This is a genomic window from Dysgonomonas gadei ATCC BAA-286 (assembly GCF_000213555.1).
GTDB lineage: Bacteria > Bacteroidota > Bacteroidia > Bacteroidales > Dysgonomonadaceae > Dysgonomonas > Dysgonomonas gadei.
The window spans coordinates 122,286-136,432 of sequence record NZ_GL891989.1; the positions used below are offsets into that span (position 1 = coordinate 122,286).

Genomic DNA, 14,147 nt, shown 5'->3' on the forward strand with positions numbered 1-14,147 from the left:
ACAAAACGAAACAAAAAATCAAGGCTGCATCCCTCCGGCGACCCAAAACCGCAGCTTCGGTGGGGCAAAATAATACGGAGTCATCTTTAACCGGATTATCAGCCGTGTATAGCAGCTACCCTATTTTGCCCTACACCTCCGCTTTACAGATTGGGCACCCCGCATGCGGGACGAGGCCGTTATCGCGATGCGGCGACAGGACTGTGTCTTCTCAGGCTTTAGCCCTACGTGCGTCAGCCCTTGCGCATTAGTGACGCAGGCGGGGTACCCAATCCGTTGCAGGCGGCGTAGAATCAAACGGGGCGGTAGCCCGTTTGTTTGATTCAGCCGTCAAAACGGTTTTGGGTCGCCGAGGAACGAAGCGCTAGCCTTTTGGTTCGTTTTGGGCAATGCCAAAATGAACGTTTAAGCGCAACGAAGTGGAGCTGAAAAAAATTGGACATTAAATCTCAACTACTGATTCGCATTAATAATATAATTTCTATTATTAAAAGTGGTATAAAAATAAAAAATGTAATTATAGGCTCGCTCACTCAATCACCTGTTGGATAGAATTTCACAATAAGAAAACATATTATGGAAATTAATAGAAATATAGAAGTAATTAGTCTGCTTTTTTTGATATCCATTTTTAAGGTGCACTATTCATGAAATAAATTCATTTTATACAAACTTTAATAGTTGGAAGTATCTTTTGCCTTTCTGAATATTGTTGAAGCAGCTTCATTATTGTTTTACTATTATTATTTAATCCGAAATCGAACTCAATACGTACTACAGAGCCATTATTGTTTATATGTTGTTCATTTATATAATAAAAATTGATAGCTTTATTCTCTTGTTGTTTATTCCCCTCTAGATACAACTCATTAAAAAAAATGTTTAGGTTTTCCATTTCTTTTTTGTTTAGGCCTCTCTGAAAATAAAATTCGATAGAAATATCAGGAAAAGAATAATGATAAAATTCAATATCAAAACTATATCCTGTTTTATCTTTTTTGTCAATCCTACGGGGACGGGTATAAGATAGTACATCATCTAAGGGGAAATCAATATTCCAATCTATTACAACAGGAATGTTTGTTATATCTTGTCTGTGGAGTTCCTCTAAATCATTAAAAGTGTCAGAATACCAATATATCCAAGCAGGTAAACCCATAGATGTTGGCGTTATTATATCTATCTGCGCATACATTTTGTTATTAATAACTTGTTTGTATAAATTATTCATTCCAATTATTAACTGGAAATTATATTTTTCAAACTGTTTAAGCCCTGTTTTAATCGCTATTTTTTCAAAGAGTTGCTTACTTATTTCTCGTCTGAAAGTAGTATGCAAATCACTTGCATATTCATCAAAGAACATTGTCCAATCATAACTATCCATTGCTATTAAAATAAATAAAAATTGCATACAAATATAACGAATATATCCTATGATAAAGGCATATTCTCTGACCTTCCCCCATTGGTGTGGACTTGCAGAACTAAAAAAACTATCTATAAAGTTTATAAAAGCTGGGAAGTTTTATCTATAGAGTAAGAGCCGGTAGCCTTTAGCTGTTAGCTGATAGCTCTTTGAAATATTGAAATAAGTAGTAAGTTTTAAGTAATAAGTTGAAAAAGTGTAACCTTTGTTACTTTCTGGGGAACTGTTACCTTTTGCGTCTTAGAGTCTTTGCGAGAAATTTTTAACCACGGAGAACCAACGTTCGGCGGAGCCAAAAAGGAGTCCACGTAGTTTTTAGAAGAAAAAATGACAATAAAAATTGAGTGAAAAGTCGTCAGGTTTGTCAGGTTTTGTGCGTAAGCTATCGGCTAACAGCTATCAGCTAAAAATGTGTTACCTTTGTTGCTTTTTAATTATATATAGTTAACGAACATAAAAATTAGAGGTAAGAAATACTGGAAAAACTGTCAGATGTGTCAGGTTTTAACATTGTATGGTTAATAAATGCAAATGTGGAGATGAGTTAGAATTTGCGTTTTTGCGTGAGAATACTATTCACTGTTTACTGTAAAAAGTCCAATAAAAAATAATCTTTTCAAGCCTTATTCTTAGGAGGAGGGATTTGAAAAGATTATTATGATGGTATCAACTTCTCGTTGATTATTTATTCAGAATCAATATCTGTAATGCTCCGGTTTAAACGGCCCTTCCACAGGTACTCCCAGATAATCTGCTTGCTCTTGTGATAATTTAGTCAGCTTTACTCCAATTTGTTCAAGATGCAAACGGGCAACTTCTTCATCCAGATGTTTTGGCAAACGGTATACATTCACTTCATAGTCGTTCAGCCAAAGTTCTATCTGAGCCAGCGTCTGGTTTGTAAATGAATTACTCATCACAAAAGACGGGTGTCCGGTTGCACATCCCAGATTCACAAGGCGGCCTTCAGCAAGCAAGAAGATAGAATGCCCGTCAGGAAAAACGTATTTGTCAACTTGAGGCTTAATGTTGATGTGTTTTATATTAGGGAAATTAACCAGCTTGTCTACTTGTATTTCATTGTCGAAATGGCCGATATTGCAGACAATAGCCTGGTCTTTCATACGTGCCATATGTTCGATGGTAATGATATCTTTGTTTCCTGTAGTAGTTACAAAGATATTCCCTTCCTTCACAGCATCTTCCATTGTGGTAACCTCAAAACCCTCCATTGCTGCCTGTAGTGCGCAGATTGGGTCTATCTCGGTAACGATAACACGTGCCCCGTATGAGCGCATAGAGTGTGCACAGCCTTTGCCTACATCTCCATATCCTGCTACGACAGCCACTTTTCCGGCTATCATTACATCGGTAGCGCGTTTGATACCATCGGCAAGAGATTCGCGGCAGCCATACAGGTTGTCGAACTTCGATTTGGTTACCGAATCGTTCACGTTAATGGCAGGAATAAGTAATTCGCCACGTTCCATCATCTGATACAGACGGTGAACACCTGTTGTGGTTTCTTCCGAAACCCCTTTCCATTCGGCAACGGTGCGATGCCAGCGATTGCTGTCATCTTTCAATATCCGCGACAAGGTATCTAAGATAACCTGTTCCTCATGATTCGAGCCTTTGCGGTTTATGGTTTCTGAATTTTCTTCAGCTTTATATCCCCAGTGGATAAGCAATGTTGCATCTCCGCCATCATCTACAATCAGATTTGGCCCTTTCCCTCCGGCAAAAGCAAGAGCTTGCTCTGTACACCACCAGTACTCTTCGAGTGTTTCACCTTTCCAAGCAAATACAGGTATACCTGCGGCAGCTATTGCGGCGGCGGCATGATCCTGAGTTGAGAATATATTACAGCTGCACCAGCGTATGTCGGCTCCCAGATCTTTTAGGGTTTCGATAAGTACAGCTGTCTGAATGGTCATATGGAGTGAGCCCATGATGCGTGCTCCCTTCAATGGTTTTGTCGCTCCGTATTTTTTGCGAAGTGCCATCAGCCCCGGCATTTCGTGTTCTGCTATTTCGATTTCTTTTCTTCCAAAGTCGGCAAGACTGATGTCTGCTACCAGATATGGTAAATCGGGTAAAAGTTGTTTTGACATGTATCTATTTTGTTTTAAATATATTTTTCTCCATATTTCAGCTTAACGTCAGCAACAAATTGTTTGATGCGTTGTTCCTCTTCTTTCTTACAGATGAGGAGGACTCCGTCGGCTTCGGCTACGATATAACCGTCTAGTCCTTGTAAAACGGCTAATTTTCCGGCAGGCAGGGTAACTACATTTTCGGAACTATCGAAGAATAGTGTTTCGGCAATTAATGTAGCATTGGCATTTTCGTCTTTATCCGATATTTCGTACAAAGACCCCCATGTCCCTAGGTCCGACCATCCAAAATCTGCTGCTTGTACATATACATTGGTGGCCTTCTCCATCACTCCGTAGTCAATGGATATATTGGGACAGAATGGGAAATTTTCATCGATAAATGCTTTTTCTTTATCAGTTCCAAATGTGTCTAGTCCTTGGTCGAACCGGTTTGTTATTTCTGGTAGATATCGATGGAATGCATCGAGGATAGTGCGGTTGTTCCAGATAAAGATTCCGGAGTTCCAAAGAAATTCACCGCTTTCGTAAAATACTTTAGCCAATTCGAGATTCGGTTTCTCGGTAAATACTTTAACTTTGGTTACTCCATCTAATTGCTCTTCACTCATCTGGATGTATCCATAGCCAGTTTCCGGACGACTTGGGCGGATACCAAGGGTCAGAAGAGTATTATGTTTTTCAACAAAGGAGAATGCTTTCTGGATAATTGAGAGAAAGTCATCTTCTTTCAGTATGAGATGATCGGAAGGAGCAACAACTATATTCGCATCAGGATTAAATGAGTTTATATGGTATGTGGCAAAGGCAATGCAGGGAGCAGTGTTTCTTCGCATAGGCTCTAACAGAACTTGATTCAGCTTCAATTCAGGAAGTTCGTCCATCACCATCTGGGCATACTCATTGTTTGTGACGATGTATATATTTTCAAGGGGAATTATCTTCCTGAATCTATCTACAGTCATCTGTAATAGAGACCGGCCGGTTCCAAAGAAATCGAGAAACTGTTTAGGACGGGCTTCACGACTAAAAGGCCAGAAGCGGCTGCCTATACCTCCACTCATTATTACACAATAGTTGTTTTTATTATCCATACTGATTATAATTTCTGCAAAGTTACATTATACGAATATACAAACAAAACAAATGAGAACAATAGCAATGAGAAAAATATGCAATTCTTTTATAAAAAAGTTAAGGCAGGGTGTTTGATATATGAAAATATTGTGTACTTTTGCACCTCACAAGCCCAGATGGCGGAATTGGTAGACGCGCTGGTCTCAAACACCAGTGGATTCACTTCCATGCCGGTTCGATCCCGGCTCTGGGTACTACAAATCCCTGATTTTCAACTGAAAATCAGGGATTTATCTTTTATTAGGGTGTAAAAAAGGTGTAAAAACTATATATTCCCAAAGAAGAAGTTTATCGTCTTAGCCATTCACTTAATTTAGTATATGTACTCACTCCTTCGTTATTAGTAGGCATAATTACATAATAGCCTTCATCGAAATATCCACCAATCTTTCTTGGAACTGACATATAACCAACATATTCGATTCTCGGATATATTTGTAAATACTCACTACCAGAAAAATCAGAATAATCATCTCTGACAGGCAAGATAGCGATATTATTTAGATATTTACAATAATCGCCATATCCTAACTCCCAATTACACCATTTAGAATTGATCGCTCCTTCTGTCGCTAATAATATGAATTTACTATTTTCCTTGATTTTAGTTTTTATTCTTTGGGCAGTTACGCCAGAAGTAGATTTTGGCATTTCATCATCCAACCAATCGACATATACACTTACTCCCTGTTTCTTAAGAAAAGAAATAGCTCCATCAAGCTCTTTCAATTCATCATGCTTATGAGATAAAAAAACTGATACTTTTCCGACTTTAGATTCTGCTGAAAAATATCTGAGGTTTTCATTGATATATCGATTAGCATTTCTATACTCAAATAATTGTGACTTATTTATTATTCCCATAGTTATTATTTTTTCTTTATAATATCATAGTCATCAATACACTGACTTTTTTGATAAGCATTTTCAATATAATAGTCTACATCTGATAGAAAGTTTTCTTCATTAATCAGAGCAATGTAAGATCCATCTAACTGATTAAACGTCTTGCAAGTAGAACAGGCATATTTATTATCAGTATTAAGATTATATCTATTGTTATTAATTATGCCATAGAGCTTGGAACTATCAATCTGACGACTTACACATCCATCATTATTTCGATTTTGTGATACGAGCCAATCATATCCTCCATTATATTTCATAATCACTCCGACCACTCCATTAGATTTGGAACATCTGTCTCCACGTTTAACCTCTTTCAATGAATATTCTATCTCCCAATCTATCCAATCACTTTCTTTTAAATTAGGAGATATAACTACGATTGTAACAGAAGTATCGTAAATCATATCTTTAAGATGCTCTTTTATTCTTTCAGTTGAAGCATCTGTCAAATCTGGAGAAGCAGAGGTTTCACCTTGATAATATTTTGCATCTTCACCAAGCCTTTTTATAATAGTATCTCGCAATCCTCTAGCCTCACTGTATTTATATGATATAAAAGTTTTTCTAGCCATATCTTAGTTTTTATTTAATTTGTTAATAATTTTAATTGTTGCAGAAATGAGTTCTTGGTCGGATAAATCTTTATTTCCAATTAGCTGGAAATCCTCTTTTGTTACACCAGTTTCTTTTGGATAATATTTATCAAAATCACTCATGACTTTCTGCCATAAATCTTCCGCGACATAACCTGTTGCTCCAATAGGAATTACTTTTAGACCATTCTCTATTGCAATATTAAACTCTTCAATCATTCCATCAGCTTTAACTATTTCACCTGTGTCCACCTTTTTCTTATTTCCAAAAACGAAAATAGCGATCCCTGCTAGTGGAATGAAGTTCTTACGATAATCAGTCCATAGCTCCTTAAGCTCTTTTTTTCCAGTTTCAAATTGAGGAAAAGGCCTTAACAACAAGTAATCATCTAATCGTTGGACTTTTTCCAACTCCATATTATCAAGAACTCCATTAATGACTGCACTTCCGACACCCCATCCGAAACCAGATAGTATTTTATAGGAATTTTTAGAAAACTCTTTACTTAAGTTGTGTAAGAACTCTCCTGCTTTTTTTTCTACATAATGCCCATATTCTTCTGCACTGCCCGAAATAAGAACTGTATTCCTTAAATAACGAATTTCTATTTCTCTCAATATACGTGGGATATCTTTCTCATAACTATCTACAACAACAGGGTTAAGACCATAGCGTTTCAAAGAAACAATTTTAAGACGTTGCTTATTTATTTTTTTTGCATCTGTCTCTTTCTCGATGAAATAGTAATCATCTCCCCTAATATTTTGTTTGTATGCAGTTCTTATTCTACTTATTAAGTAATCCAAATTTGGATCCGTAAAACTAAAACCAATGAATAGAAAAGTTCTTGATATAAGATCATTTTTAAAAGCATTACTAAAATATTCTCTTTTTTCATTATAATCTTCATATTCATGCTTAGTTAAAACTGTCTCAGCGACATCTCCAATATCGCCATGCATCTTATATACAATAGCATCTCGCTTAGATTTATTTACTGTTAAATCATTGTGTTTACTTTTTACATCTGGAGTTTTCCCCGCTTTTATGAGAGCACTTTCAATTAAGTTATCATAATTAGTAGTCCAATAAATTTCAATTGGCAGTCTGGCTAAAATTTCATGATTAGTAGATTCTTTTATGCCAATTTTCCCATAACTATCTTGAAGAAGTTGATTTAGTCTGCCTCTTACGCCACTGTTATTATCGACATATAATTGAGCTAGAGCTGTTAAATCATGTTCTTCATCAATATCCAGATCCATACTCTTTGCAATAGGATCAAGTAATTTTTTCCAATTCAAAAACCCACATGGAATAGACATTCCCGCACCTGCAAAAACTACTGCATTTTTTTCCCTCAATGCTTTAACATAGTTTTCAATAAATTCTTCTTGTTCTTTTGTAAACATCTTCCTTTTAATTTAAATTATTATTCTGTTAATCTATAAGACAATAAGTCCTAGTGGCTGAATATATTCAGCCGCTTTAAAACGGTGATATCTTAAAGATTACAAAAGGAAAGTGAAGTTTTACTAAGAAAAGACCAATTTTAATAGAAAAAATTTATCTTTGCAATGATTACTCGCTTTTGGACAATTTGAGTTAATCTACATCCTTGCCTTTTGTAATAAGGATACCATAATTATAAAGATGTGGTAGTTCGAGCTACTGCATCTTTTTTCTTTATTAAATCTTTCACATCATCTTCAACCTCCTTTCTTTTTAATTGCTAATACTTGGAACACCACCTATTGAACCTTTCATATAAGCATTATAAATAGATACATTCTTATGAAGTTTTTTTTCGGTCAATCGAGCTAATTCTGTTTCTCCATCTATATTTTTTTCAGCAAACCAGACAGCATCTCTTCTCACAAACTTCTCATCTAATAAGTTAATATCATGAGTAGTAAATATTAATTGAGACATATTAGCCCCTGTATTAAGGAAAGAGGAAATAAAATAGCGGGTCAGGTGGTAATGTAAACTAGCTCCAATCTCATCGATTGTTATTACTGTATTTTGTTTTACAAGTCGATATAATAGCATACTCATACCGAGAAATCGAAGTGTCCCATCTGATTGTACTTCTGAGTTTAAATTGAATATACCATTATTAGTTTTATGCCAAAAAATCAAGTCTGATTTTTCTATTTTTCCATTATCCAGAATATTCTTTTTATCTTCTTCTGGAAGAGGAGCTCCTTCAATAAACTTTCTCATTTCAGGGGTTACCTCAATATCTTCTTTCTTTATTTCCAAATTACTGATATTAAAATCTGCTTCTCTGAAGAGTTCTAATATGAATTTTTTCGCATCTGGCGAGTTGTCCATCTCTTTGATAACATATTCCTCTAAATCATCATTAGGGTCTAATTTCGGACAAATTGTTTTTCTAAAATATTCTAAAACTGTATTTAAGATACTTGTAGAAACGTTTATTCTCGTTAATGTTGCTAATACGGATGAATTATTTAGCGTATTACCTTGAATGGTAAGAAGATCATTTTTAGATAATTTTATATGAGCTCCGAATTCGATTGTAGATGATTCAGATTTTATATCATACGTTCTTTTAAATAATCTTGCAGGTCTTATAGTGGGATAATACATTAGTTCTTCAGAACTAATTATACTATCATTTAATTGAATAGTGTAAAAATATTTCTTTTGATCTATATAAAATGTTATTGAAAACAAGGTATCTTGATTACGAGAGTCCTCGTCCAACATGAATGGCAATACACCAATTTTCTTGTCTTTGTCGGAAGGAGATTTCGTTATAATTTTTCTTAGTAAATGCAATGCAATCAATAAGTTTGATTTTCCAGAGCCATTAGCTCCATATATATATGCAATTTTAAGTAATTTTACATTATCATTTATATTAATAAGATACTTGTCATCCAATGTTGAGTCCGATGTTGGCTCAAAAGTTAGAACCTGTTCATTTTTAAATGATAAGTAATTTTTAACTCTAAATTCGTGTATCATAATAACATATATTAGTTATATAATTTGAATAACAGTGCAAATGTATGCATAAAAACATTAGCAAGCAAATTATATATGCGAATTATGTAAAAATAGTACGAATTTAGAAATTATAAAAGTTAAAATATAGGTAGAAAACGTATATATAATCTATATCACCCCATCTCTCCATACTCCTTAATCTTCTCCTCACAAATTCGTTTGGTTATATTCCGAAGTAATTCTACTTTAGGAACAAGAGCCTCAATATCCTCTTTTGTGACTATAAAGTCAGGGTGATAGCGTCCATTTACATAAGCAGCTTTGATAAGCTCAAATGGCCGTTTTTCTTCTGGCGTATTCAGTGGAAAGACTTTAACAAATTCGTTTGAATACTTTTTGACCGAGTTAAGCAGTTTTGTAAGATTATGTTGTTTGCTGTTCTGTTGAGTATAAACTAAACGGATAGCATAGAAGTAGTTTTCACAAGATTGATGCAATAGAAATGAGGTGAATTAGTAGATTCGGCAGATTATAGTTTCAGAAAAAGTAGTTTTCAACTGCCTTCCTGCTCCTTGAAAATAAAAGAAACGAAAACAGAAATATGTTTTTATCTTTTCAGGTAATATCAAAATAAAGGCAAAGTCAAGAGCTTTGCCTTTATTTCAATTTACTCTACATTCAACTCCTTGATCTCCTTATCCAATCTATGTATTGTTTCTTCATTCTGTTTCCTTTGCTCTTGCTTCCGAGCCTGCTCTTGCACCCGATGCTCATAATCAATCACACTTTTACGGATATTCTCCACCACATAAGCACTATCCGGATAATAGAAGAAATTCTCCAATCGTGTAATCTCATCCGGCAAGATACCATTCTTCATTTTCACAAACCTATATTTCAGATCATTATCGGTCAACCTGCTATTTCCCTGATACTGATTGTAATTACCAAACAAAGAACAAAACAGACCGAGTGAAAGAAAAATAACAGCAATAACAGTCTTACTAGACTTAAAGTCAATTGTATATTGATTCTTTACAATACTTGGCTGCTTAGAGATTGCCTCCAATTGAACTATTTTCCCATTTAGAAATTCTGAAAAAGAATTATTAGCTTCATCCTGTAACTGTCGCATTGTAGCAATCATTGCAGCAGTATATGCTTTTAACTCTTCCCCTGTAACACCTTTCTTGGACTCGTCAATAGTTTGTACTATTTTATTTAATAAGTCGACTTTTAAAGCGGATTCACCGTTATCCGTCTTTTTCAAAGAGCGGATTTCAATCATAATCTCGGACAGTATTTCTGAAAAACCGTCCATTGTTATCTGGATATTGTCAATTTTATCATTCATAATTTAATTAATTTAATCTGGGTCGTTTACCATTTTTTCTATTTATTTGTTTTTGCCTGCGTTCCATCTCATTTTGAAAGCGTTCTTCCTGCGGATCTTCTCCATGAGTCTGGAATATCGACATTGAGTCTAAACCATCGATCAGTGAACCGACAATACCGGCTCCCTGACTTTGAGAGTTGCTCTCTTTGGCAAAAGATTGTCCTGTGGTTTTACTCTGAATATAATTCTGAGCATTTTCTTTCAGTCGCTTATCGAGTTTTAAGTAACTGAAATTACGGTCTATATCGGAGCCTTTGAAAGTGATCTTATCGATGGTAAAAGATATTCCCTGAACTTCATTGGTCTGCCCTTTATATTTGAAGGAAATGCTTATGCCTTTTTCTTTCAACAGCTTTTCAAGGTCAGTCCAATCGGTTGCTCTTCTCAAAGCTTCTTTTATTCCATCATGCACGTGATATTTGGTTTTATCCTTACCTCTTAGCCTATGCTGCTTGACTTTAGTCTTTCCTTTACCGTAAGACAATCCGTATTTATTCTTTATTTTCTTACAGACAGCCTCATTGCGGTAACGGTCGTTCTTGTCGCTTATCACCTTGCCGTTATTATTAATGCGGTTATAGACGATATGCACATGGGGATTTCCGTTGTCATAATGGCGTACGATGATATACTGGGTATCGGTTATATTCATCTCCTGCATATATTCTTTAGCCAATGTTACCATAGCCCCGTTAGTAAGCCTGTCAGCATCATCAGGCAGATAGCTTAACGATATATGCCCGACAGGATGCTTGATATTCGGTTTCATCAGGCGTTGGGTGTTAAAGCTTCTAATGATACTATCCATATTGGATAGAAGTACCCCGTCGGCAGCTATCATCTTTGCATCCTGCTTATTCATTACATAGCGGACACATCCTTTAAAAGCGGCTCTTTGCATAATTTTTCCAATCATCTGATAAATGGTTAATAATACTTACAATCATGTTTCGCAGGCTTGTTATTTCTATCGCTACACTTGTAAATCCATCCTTGTTGGCAGACCTTGCCAATTGGTTCAGGTTATTGGCTTCTCCCGATAGTTTGCGAAGCGTATCTGCATCGTCTTTGCCTATACGCTGGACTACTTTAGCCGAGAGCAATGAAGAACGGGCGAAACCGCTTAAACTCATACCTGCATTCCGGGCTCTTTTTTTCAGGGCTAAATACTCCATTGTTGTAACCCTTACACTAATGACTTTCTCTTTCAGCCGTGCAGAAACTCTATTTTTTGATATGTTATCTTTTATATTATCATGCATAATATTCAGCTTGTTTTAATTAAAATAAACGCTTATTTCTTTAATGCCGTTCTCATAAAACTGCGACCAACGGGAGCGGTTTTCCCCTCCGCCAAAGGCGGAGCAAGGTAGGAAATGTATACATTTCCATAACCTTGCCATGCGCCTCAACTTGGGAGGATAGCTGCTAACCGGAGTCGTGTAATGTCGGAGGACAGCCTGATAATTTAGCTGGACTTTGGGCGGTCAGGCATACTGTATAAACTCAGCGAGCTAAACACACTGGACTTCAAAATCTGACAGGTGCTAGTCAGATGAGCGAATGCCCCAAATTCAGCCGGAACAAAACACCAATAACTCATCGGTCGGGGATCGCCCGGCGGCAAGGGGGGAGACCACTCCTCCCGACGAGCCTAAAAGAGTTATTTCTTTCGTTTTGAATTTGGGGAGATAACATAGGTTGCTGCCTCCTGCTCCAATTGTTCTGTTGTTTTAATCGGGTTCTTTAACAGCCATCTGTCTATTTCTTCCTTACTGAAATAAATAGTTTTTCCGTGAGGCTTGGAATGTGGGATTTTATTAGTACATGTCAGCTTATACATGTAGGTTTTAGATATACCTGTATATTGACAGCATTCCTCAAAGGTGAATACATCTTTTTGTCCCATGAGAAGATTCTCTATCTTCTCCAGACGTTTTTCAATTAAATCATTAGTCATAATAAACAATATTAAAAGTGATACAATCAGGTGTCGCGACTACCTTTCGGATCACGAAATAATATCATCTAAACATTGGCAACATTGTACACCAATGTATTGGCATTAACCGCCAATCTTTGGAGGATAGTTTCCTCTAAACATAAAAAAGCCTGCAAGGGGATTGCAGGCTTAATCGTTGGGGACGGGTATATATTATGCTTCCTTTATTTTATCTATACACTCTTCAATCAAGTCATATACCTGAGGTTTAATAATCCCCGATGTTGAGTTGGCGGATGACAGGTCTTTTGCGTTTAGCTCTTTGCCTTTGGCAGAAAGAAAGCACTTCTCTTTCATGGCTACACTTTTCCATGTTTCACAAATCAGTTTTTCTTCATATAGACGAGTGAAAAGTAATGCAATATATTTATTCACGGTTGTTTGTAAAGGTTTGGTATGGGTGCATTGGAGTATTGCTTTCATTTCGGCTTGTGTAATATCTATATTGAATGTCGGGATTTGATTACAATATTTCACAAGTATGCCTACCTGTTTATCTGACAGTGCACTTTCAAACGAGTCAAGGTTTCGTCCCTTTTTCCGATTATATTTAGATGCTTCTTTTTGGGCTTTCTCTAGTTTACGTTTTTCTTCTTCCTGTTCTTGAGATAGTTTCTTATCTGTGTATTCGGATATGGATATTGTTTCTTGCTTAATATCTCTTAGGTCTCGATTGGTCTCTTCTCCTATTGTTTGAAGGTTCTGGTGTAGAGTTGAAAAATTCGAGATTATTTCCACATGCTTTTGATCTGATTCAGGACGTTTGTATTGGTTGTATAAAATATCGAATGTTGCTTCTATCTGTTTTTGTTTTGCTAATGATATATTACCATATGATAGCTTATTCTTATATACAGAAAATTCATCATCAAGAAATGCAATTGTTTGTTCTTGGGTCATATTAGCCGTCTCGATACATGCCCTGAGATAATGAGGTGTAAAGCGGACTTTTTTACGAAACAAAATAAGACTGCTAATCCAACTGACTATAGCAACAATACCAAATACAATACAAGCTATCGGAAGCCATAAATATGCCAATACAATGCTTTTCTTTTTCAGAAGTTCATATTTATCCATCAAGTAGTTCCATATCTTACGATTGGCTTCTTTGGAGGTATAATTGATATAAGCAAGTTTATTCATATTCTTCTATCTTAATAAAAATATTATGGATTACTATAAAAGATAATGAGATATGAAGTATCGCATTATTTGCGATAGTTAAGGAACCCCTCTTTCAACTTTATGTAGAGGAAACTCTTAATGTTAATGTTCAATTCATTCTTTAATGCGAGGATATTTTTTCAGTATATCCTCAATCCCTATTTATAAAGATTAGTCCCTCTTTAGGTTATAACAACCCTTTTTCTTTTTACCAATTCAAAGTATTTTTTTCTAGTTTCTCCTGAAGTTAGGACTACTAACTAAATTAATATCCATAATCCTAATATTTTAAAATCCCACATAAAACAAATATAATGAATTGTATAGATAAATGTACAGTTATAATGAAGGAAATTTTATGATACATGGCAAAGTTGGAGCAAAATATTACACATAATACATAATTGCCTTAACCAA

Annotated in this window: 13 protein-coding genes and 1 tRNA gene; 1 reads left to right on the forward strand and 13 read right to left on the reverse strand. The window is 35.5% G+C overall.

What is annotated here, in order from left to right; genetic code table 11:
• Window positions 1-658: 658 nt before the first annotated feature.
• The 3 genes from HMPREF9455_RS17690 to HMPREF9455_RS17700 form a co-directional block, all read right to left on the reverse strand.
• The gene (locus HMPREF9455_RS17690; RefSeq protein ID WP_006801115.1) at window positions 659-1,387 is read right to left on the reverse strand and encodes a hypothetical protein; all 729 of its coding nucleotides are present in this window, start codon (window positions 1,385-1,387) and stop codon (window positions 659-661) included.
• A gap of 737 nt (window positions 1,388-2,124) precedes the next feature.
• Window positions 2,125-3,543 carry an adenosylhomocysteinase gene (gene ahcY / locus HMPREF9455_RS17695; protein WP_006801116.1) on the reverse strand — a complete coding sequence of 473 codons (1,419 nt, stop codon included), beginning with the start codon at window positions 3,541-3,543 and terminating at the stop codon, window positions 2,125-2,127.
• A 14-nt stretch (window positions 3,544-3,557) separates the two neighbouring features.
• Window positions 3,558-4,640, reverse strand: a complete 1,083-nt coding sequence (locus tag HMPREF9455_RS17700) for a mannose-1-phosphate guanylyltransferase (RefSeq protein ID WP_044216659.1) — start codon at window positions 4,638-4,640, stop codon at window positions 3,558-3,560.
• A 153-nt stretch (window positions 4,641-4,793) separates the two neighbouring features.
• Here HMPREF9455_RS17700 and HMPREF9455_RS17705 point away from each other — a divergent pair.
• A tRNA-Leu gene (locus HMPREF9455_RS17705) sits at window positions 4,794-4,877 on the forward strand.
• A gap of 94 nt (window positions 4,878-4,971) precedes the next feature.
• Here the strand turns inward: HMPREF9455_RS17705 and HMPREF9455_RS17710 are convergent.
• The 10 genes from HMPREF9455_RS17710 to HMPREF9455_RS17755 form a co-directional block, all read right to left on the reverse strand.
• Window positions 4,972-5,547: a toll/interleukin-1 receptor domain-containing protein gene (locus HMPREF9455_RS17710; protein WP_006801118.1), complete on the reverse strand. Its 576-nt coding sequence runs from the start codon at window positions 5,545-5,547 to the stop codon at window positions 4,972-4,974.
• 5 nt (window positions 5,548-5,552) lie between these two features.
• On the reverse strand, window positions 5,553-6,164 hold the full coding sequence (locus tag HMPREF9455_RS17715) for a TIR domain-containing protein (RefSeq protein WP_006801119.1): 612 nt from the start codon (window positions 6,162-6,164) through the stop codon (window positions 5,553-5,555).
• Window positions 6,165-6,167: 3 nt separating this feature from the next.
• Complete coding sequence (locus HMPREF9455_RS17720) at window positions 6,168-7,598, reverse strand: SIR2 family protein (protein WP_006801120.1); 1,431 nt, start codon at window positions 7,596-7,598, stop codon at window positions 6,168-6,170.
• Between the two features lie 313 nt (window positions 7,599-7,911).
• Complete coding sequence (locus HMPREF9455_RS17725) at window positions 7,912-9,183, reverse strand: AAA family ATPase (protein ID WP_006801121.1); 1,272 nt, start codon at window positions 9,181-9,183, stop codon at window positions 7,912-7,914.
• 155 nt (window positions 9,184-9,338) lie between these two features.
• A complete protein-coding gene (locus tag HMPREF9455_RS17730; RefSeq protein ID WP_006801122.1) occupies window positions 9,339-9,662 on the reverse strand; it encodes a HEPN domain-containing protein in 324 nt (107 codons plus the stop codon).
• 170 nt (window positions 9,663-9,832) lie between these two features.
• Window positions 9,833-10,519, reverse strand: a complete 687-nt coding sequence (locus HMPREF9455_RS17735; protein WP_006801123.1) for a hypothetical protein — start codon at window positions 10,517-10,519, stop codon at window positions 9,833-9,835.
• Between the two features lie 7 nt (window positions 10,520-10,526).
• Window positions 10,527-11,477, reverse strand: a complete 951-nt coding sequence (locus HMPREF9455_RS17740) for a relaxase/mobilization nuclease domain-containing protein (protein ID WP_006801124.1) — start codon at window positions 11,475-11,477, stop codon at window positions 10,527-10,529.
• On the reverse strand, window positions 11,443-11,823 hold the full coding sequence (locus HMPREF9455_RS17745; protein ID WP_006801125.1) for a plasmid mobilization protein: 381 nt from the start codon (window positions 11,821-11,823) through the stop codon (window positions 11,443-11,445). Before HMPREF9455_RS17745 ends, HMPREF9455_RS17740 begins: the two co-directional genes overlap by 35 nt.
• A gap of 401 nt (window positions 11,824-12,224) precedes the next feature.
• Window positions 12,225-12,521: a helix-turn-helix domain-containing protein gene (locus tag HMPREF9455_RS17750; RefSeq protein WP_006801126.1), complete on the reverse strand. Its 297-nt coding sequence runs from the start codon at window positions 12,519-12,521 to the stop codon at window positions 12,225-12,227.
• 195 nt (window positions 12,522-12,716) lie between these two features.
• A complete protein-coding gene (locus HMPREF9455_RS17755; RefSeq protein ID WP_006801127.1) occupies window positions 12,717-13,709 on the reverse strand; it encodes a hypothetical protein in 993 nt (330 codons plus the stop codon).
• Window positions 13,710-14,147 lie beyond the last annotated feature (438 nt).

Excerpts from the sequence above, each read along its gene's own strand:
- HMPREF9455_RS17750 (WP_006801126.1), bottom strand. The coding sequence starts at position 12,521 with ATGACTAATGATTTAATTGAAAAACGTCTGGAGAAGATAGAGAATCTT.
- HMPREF9455_RS17725 (WP_006801121.1), bottom strand. The coding sequence starts at position 9,183 with ATGATACACGAATTTAGAGTTAAAAATTACTTATCATTTAAAAATGAA.
- HMPREF9455_RS17700 (WP_044216659.1), bottom strand. The coding sequence starts at position 4,640 with ATGGATAATAAAAACAACTATTGTGTAATAATGAGTGGAGGTATAGGC.
- HMPREF9455_RS17740 (WP_006801124.1), bottom strand. The coding sequence starts at position 11,477 with ATGATTGGAAAAATTATGCAAAGAGCCGCTTTTAAAGGATGTGTCCGC.
- ahcY (WP_006801116.1), bottom strand. The coding sequence starts at position 3,543 with ATGTCAAAACAACTTTTACCCGATTTACCATATCTGGTAGCAGACATC.
- HMPREF9455_RS17710 (WP_006801118.1), bottom strand. The coding sequence starts at position 5,547 with ATGGGAATAATAAATAAGTCACAATTATTTGAGTATAGAAATGCTAAT.
- HMPREF9455_RS17735 (WP_006801123.1), bottom strand. The coding sequence starts at position 10,519 with ATGAATGATAAAATTGACAATATCCAGATAACAATGGACGGTTTTTCA.
- HMPREF9455_RS17745 (WP_006801125.1), bottom strand. The coding sequence starts at position 11,823 with ATGCATGATAATATAAAAGATAACATATCAAAAAATAGAGTTTCTGCA.
- HMPREF9455_RS17720 (WP_006801120.1), bottom strand. The coding sequence starts at position 7,598 with ATGTTTACAAAAGAACAAGAAGAATTTATTGAAAACTATGTTAAAGCA.
- HMPREF9455_RS17755 (WP_006801127.1), bottom strand. The coding sequence starts at position 13,709 with ATGAATAAACTTGCTTATATCAATTATACCTCCAAAGAAGCCAATCGT.
- HMPREF9455_RS17690 (WP_006801115.1), bottom strand. The coding sequence starts at position 1,387 with ATGGATAGTTATGATTGGACAATGTTCTTTGATGAATATGCAAGTGAT.
- HMPREF9455_RS17715 (WP_006801119.1), bottom strand. The coding sequence starts at position 6,164 with ATGGCTAGAAAAACTTTTATATCATATAAATACAGTGAGGCTAGAGGA.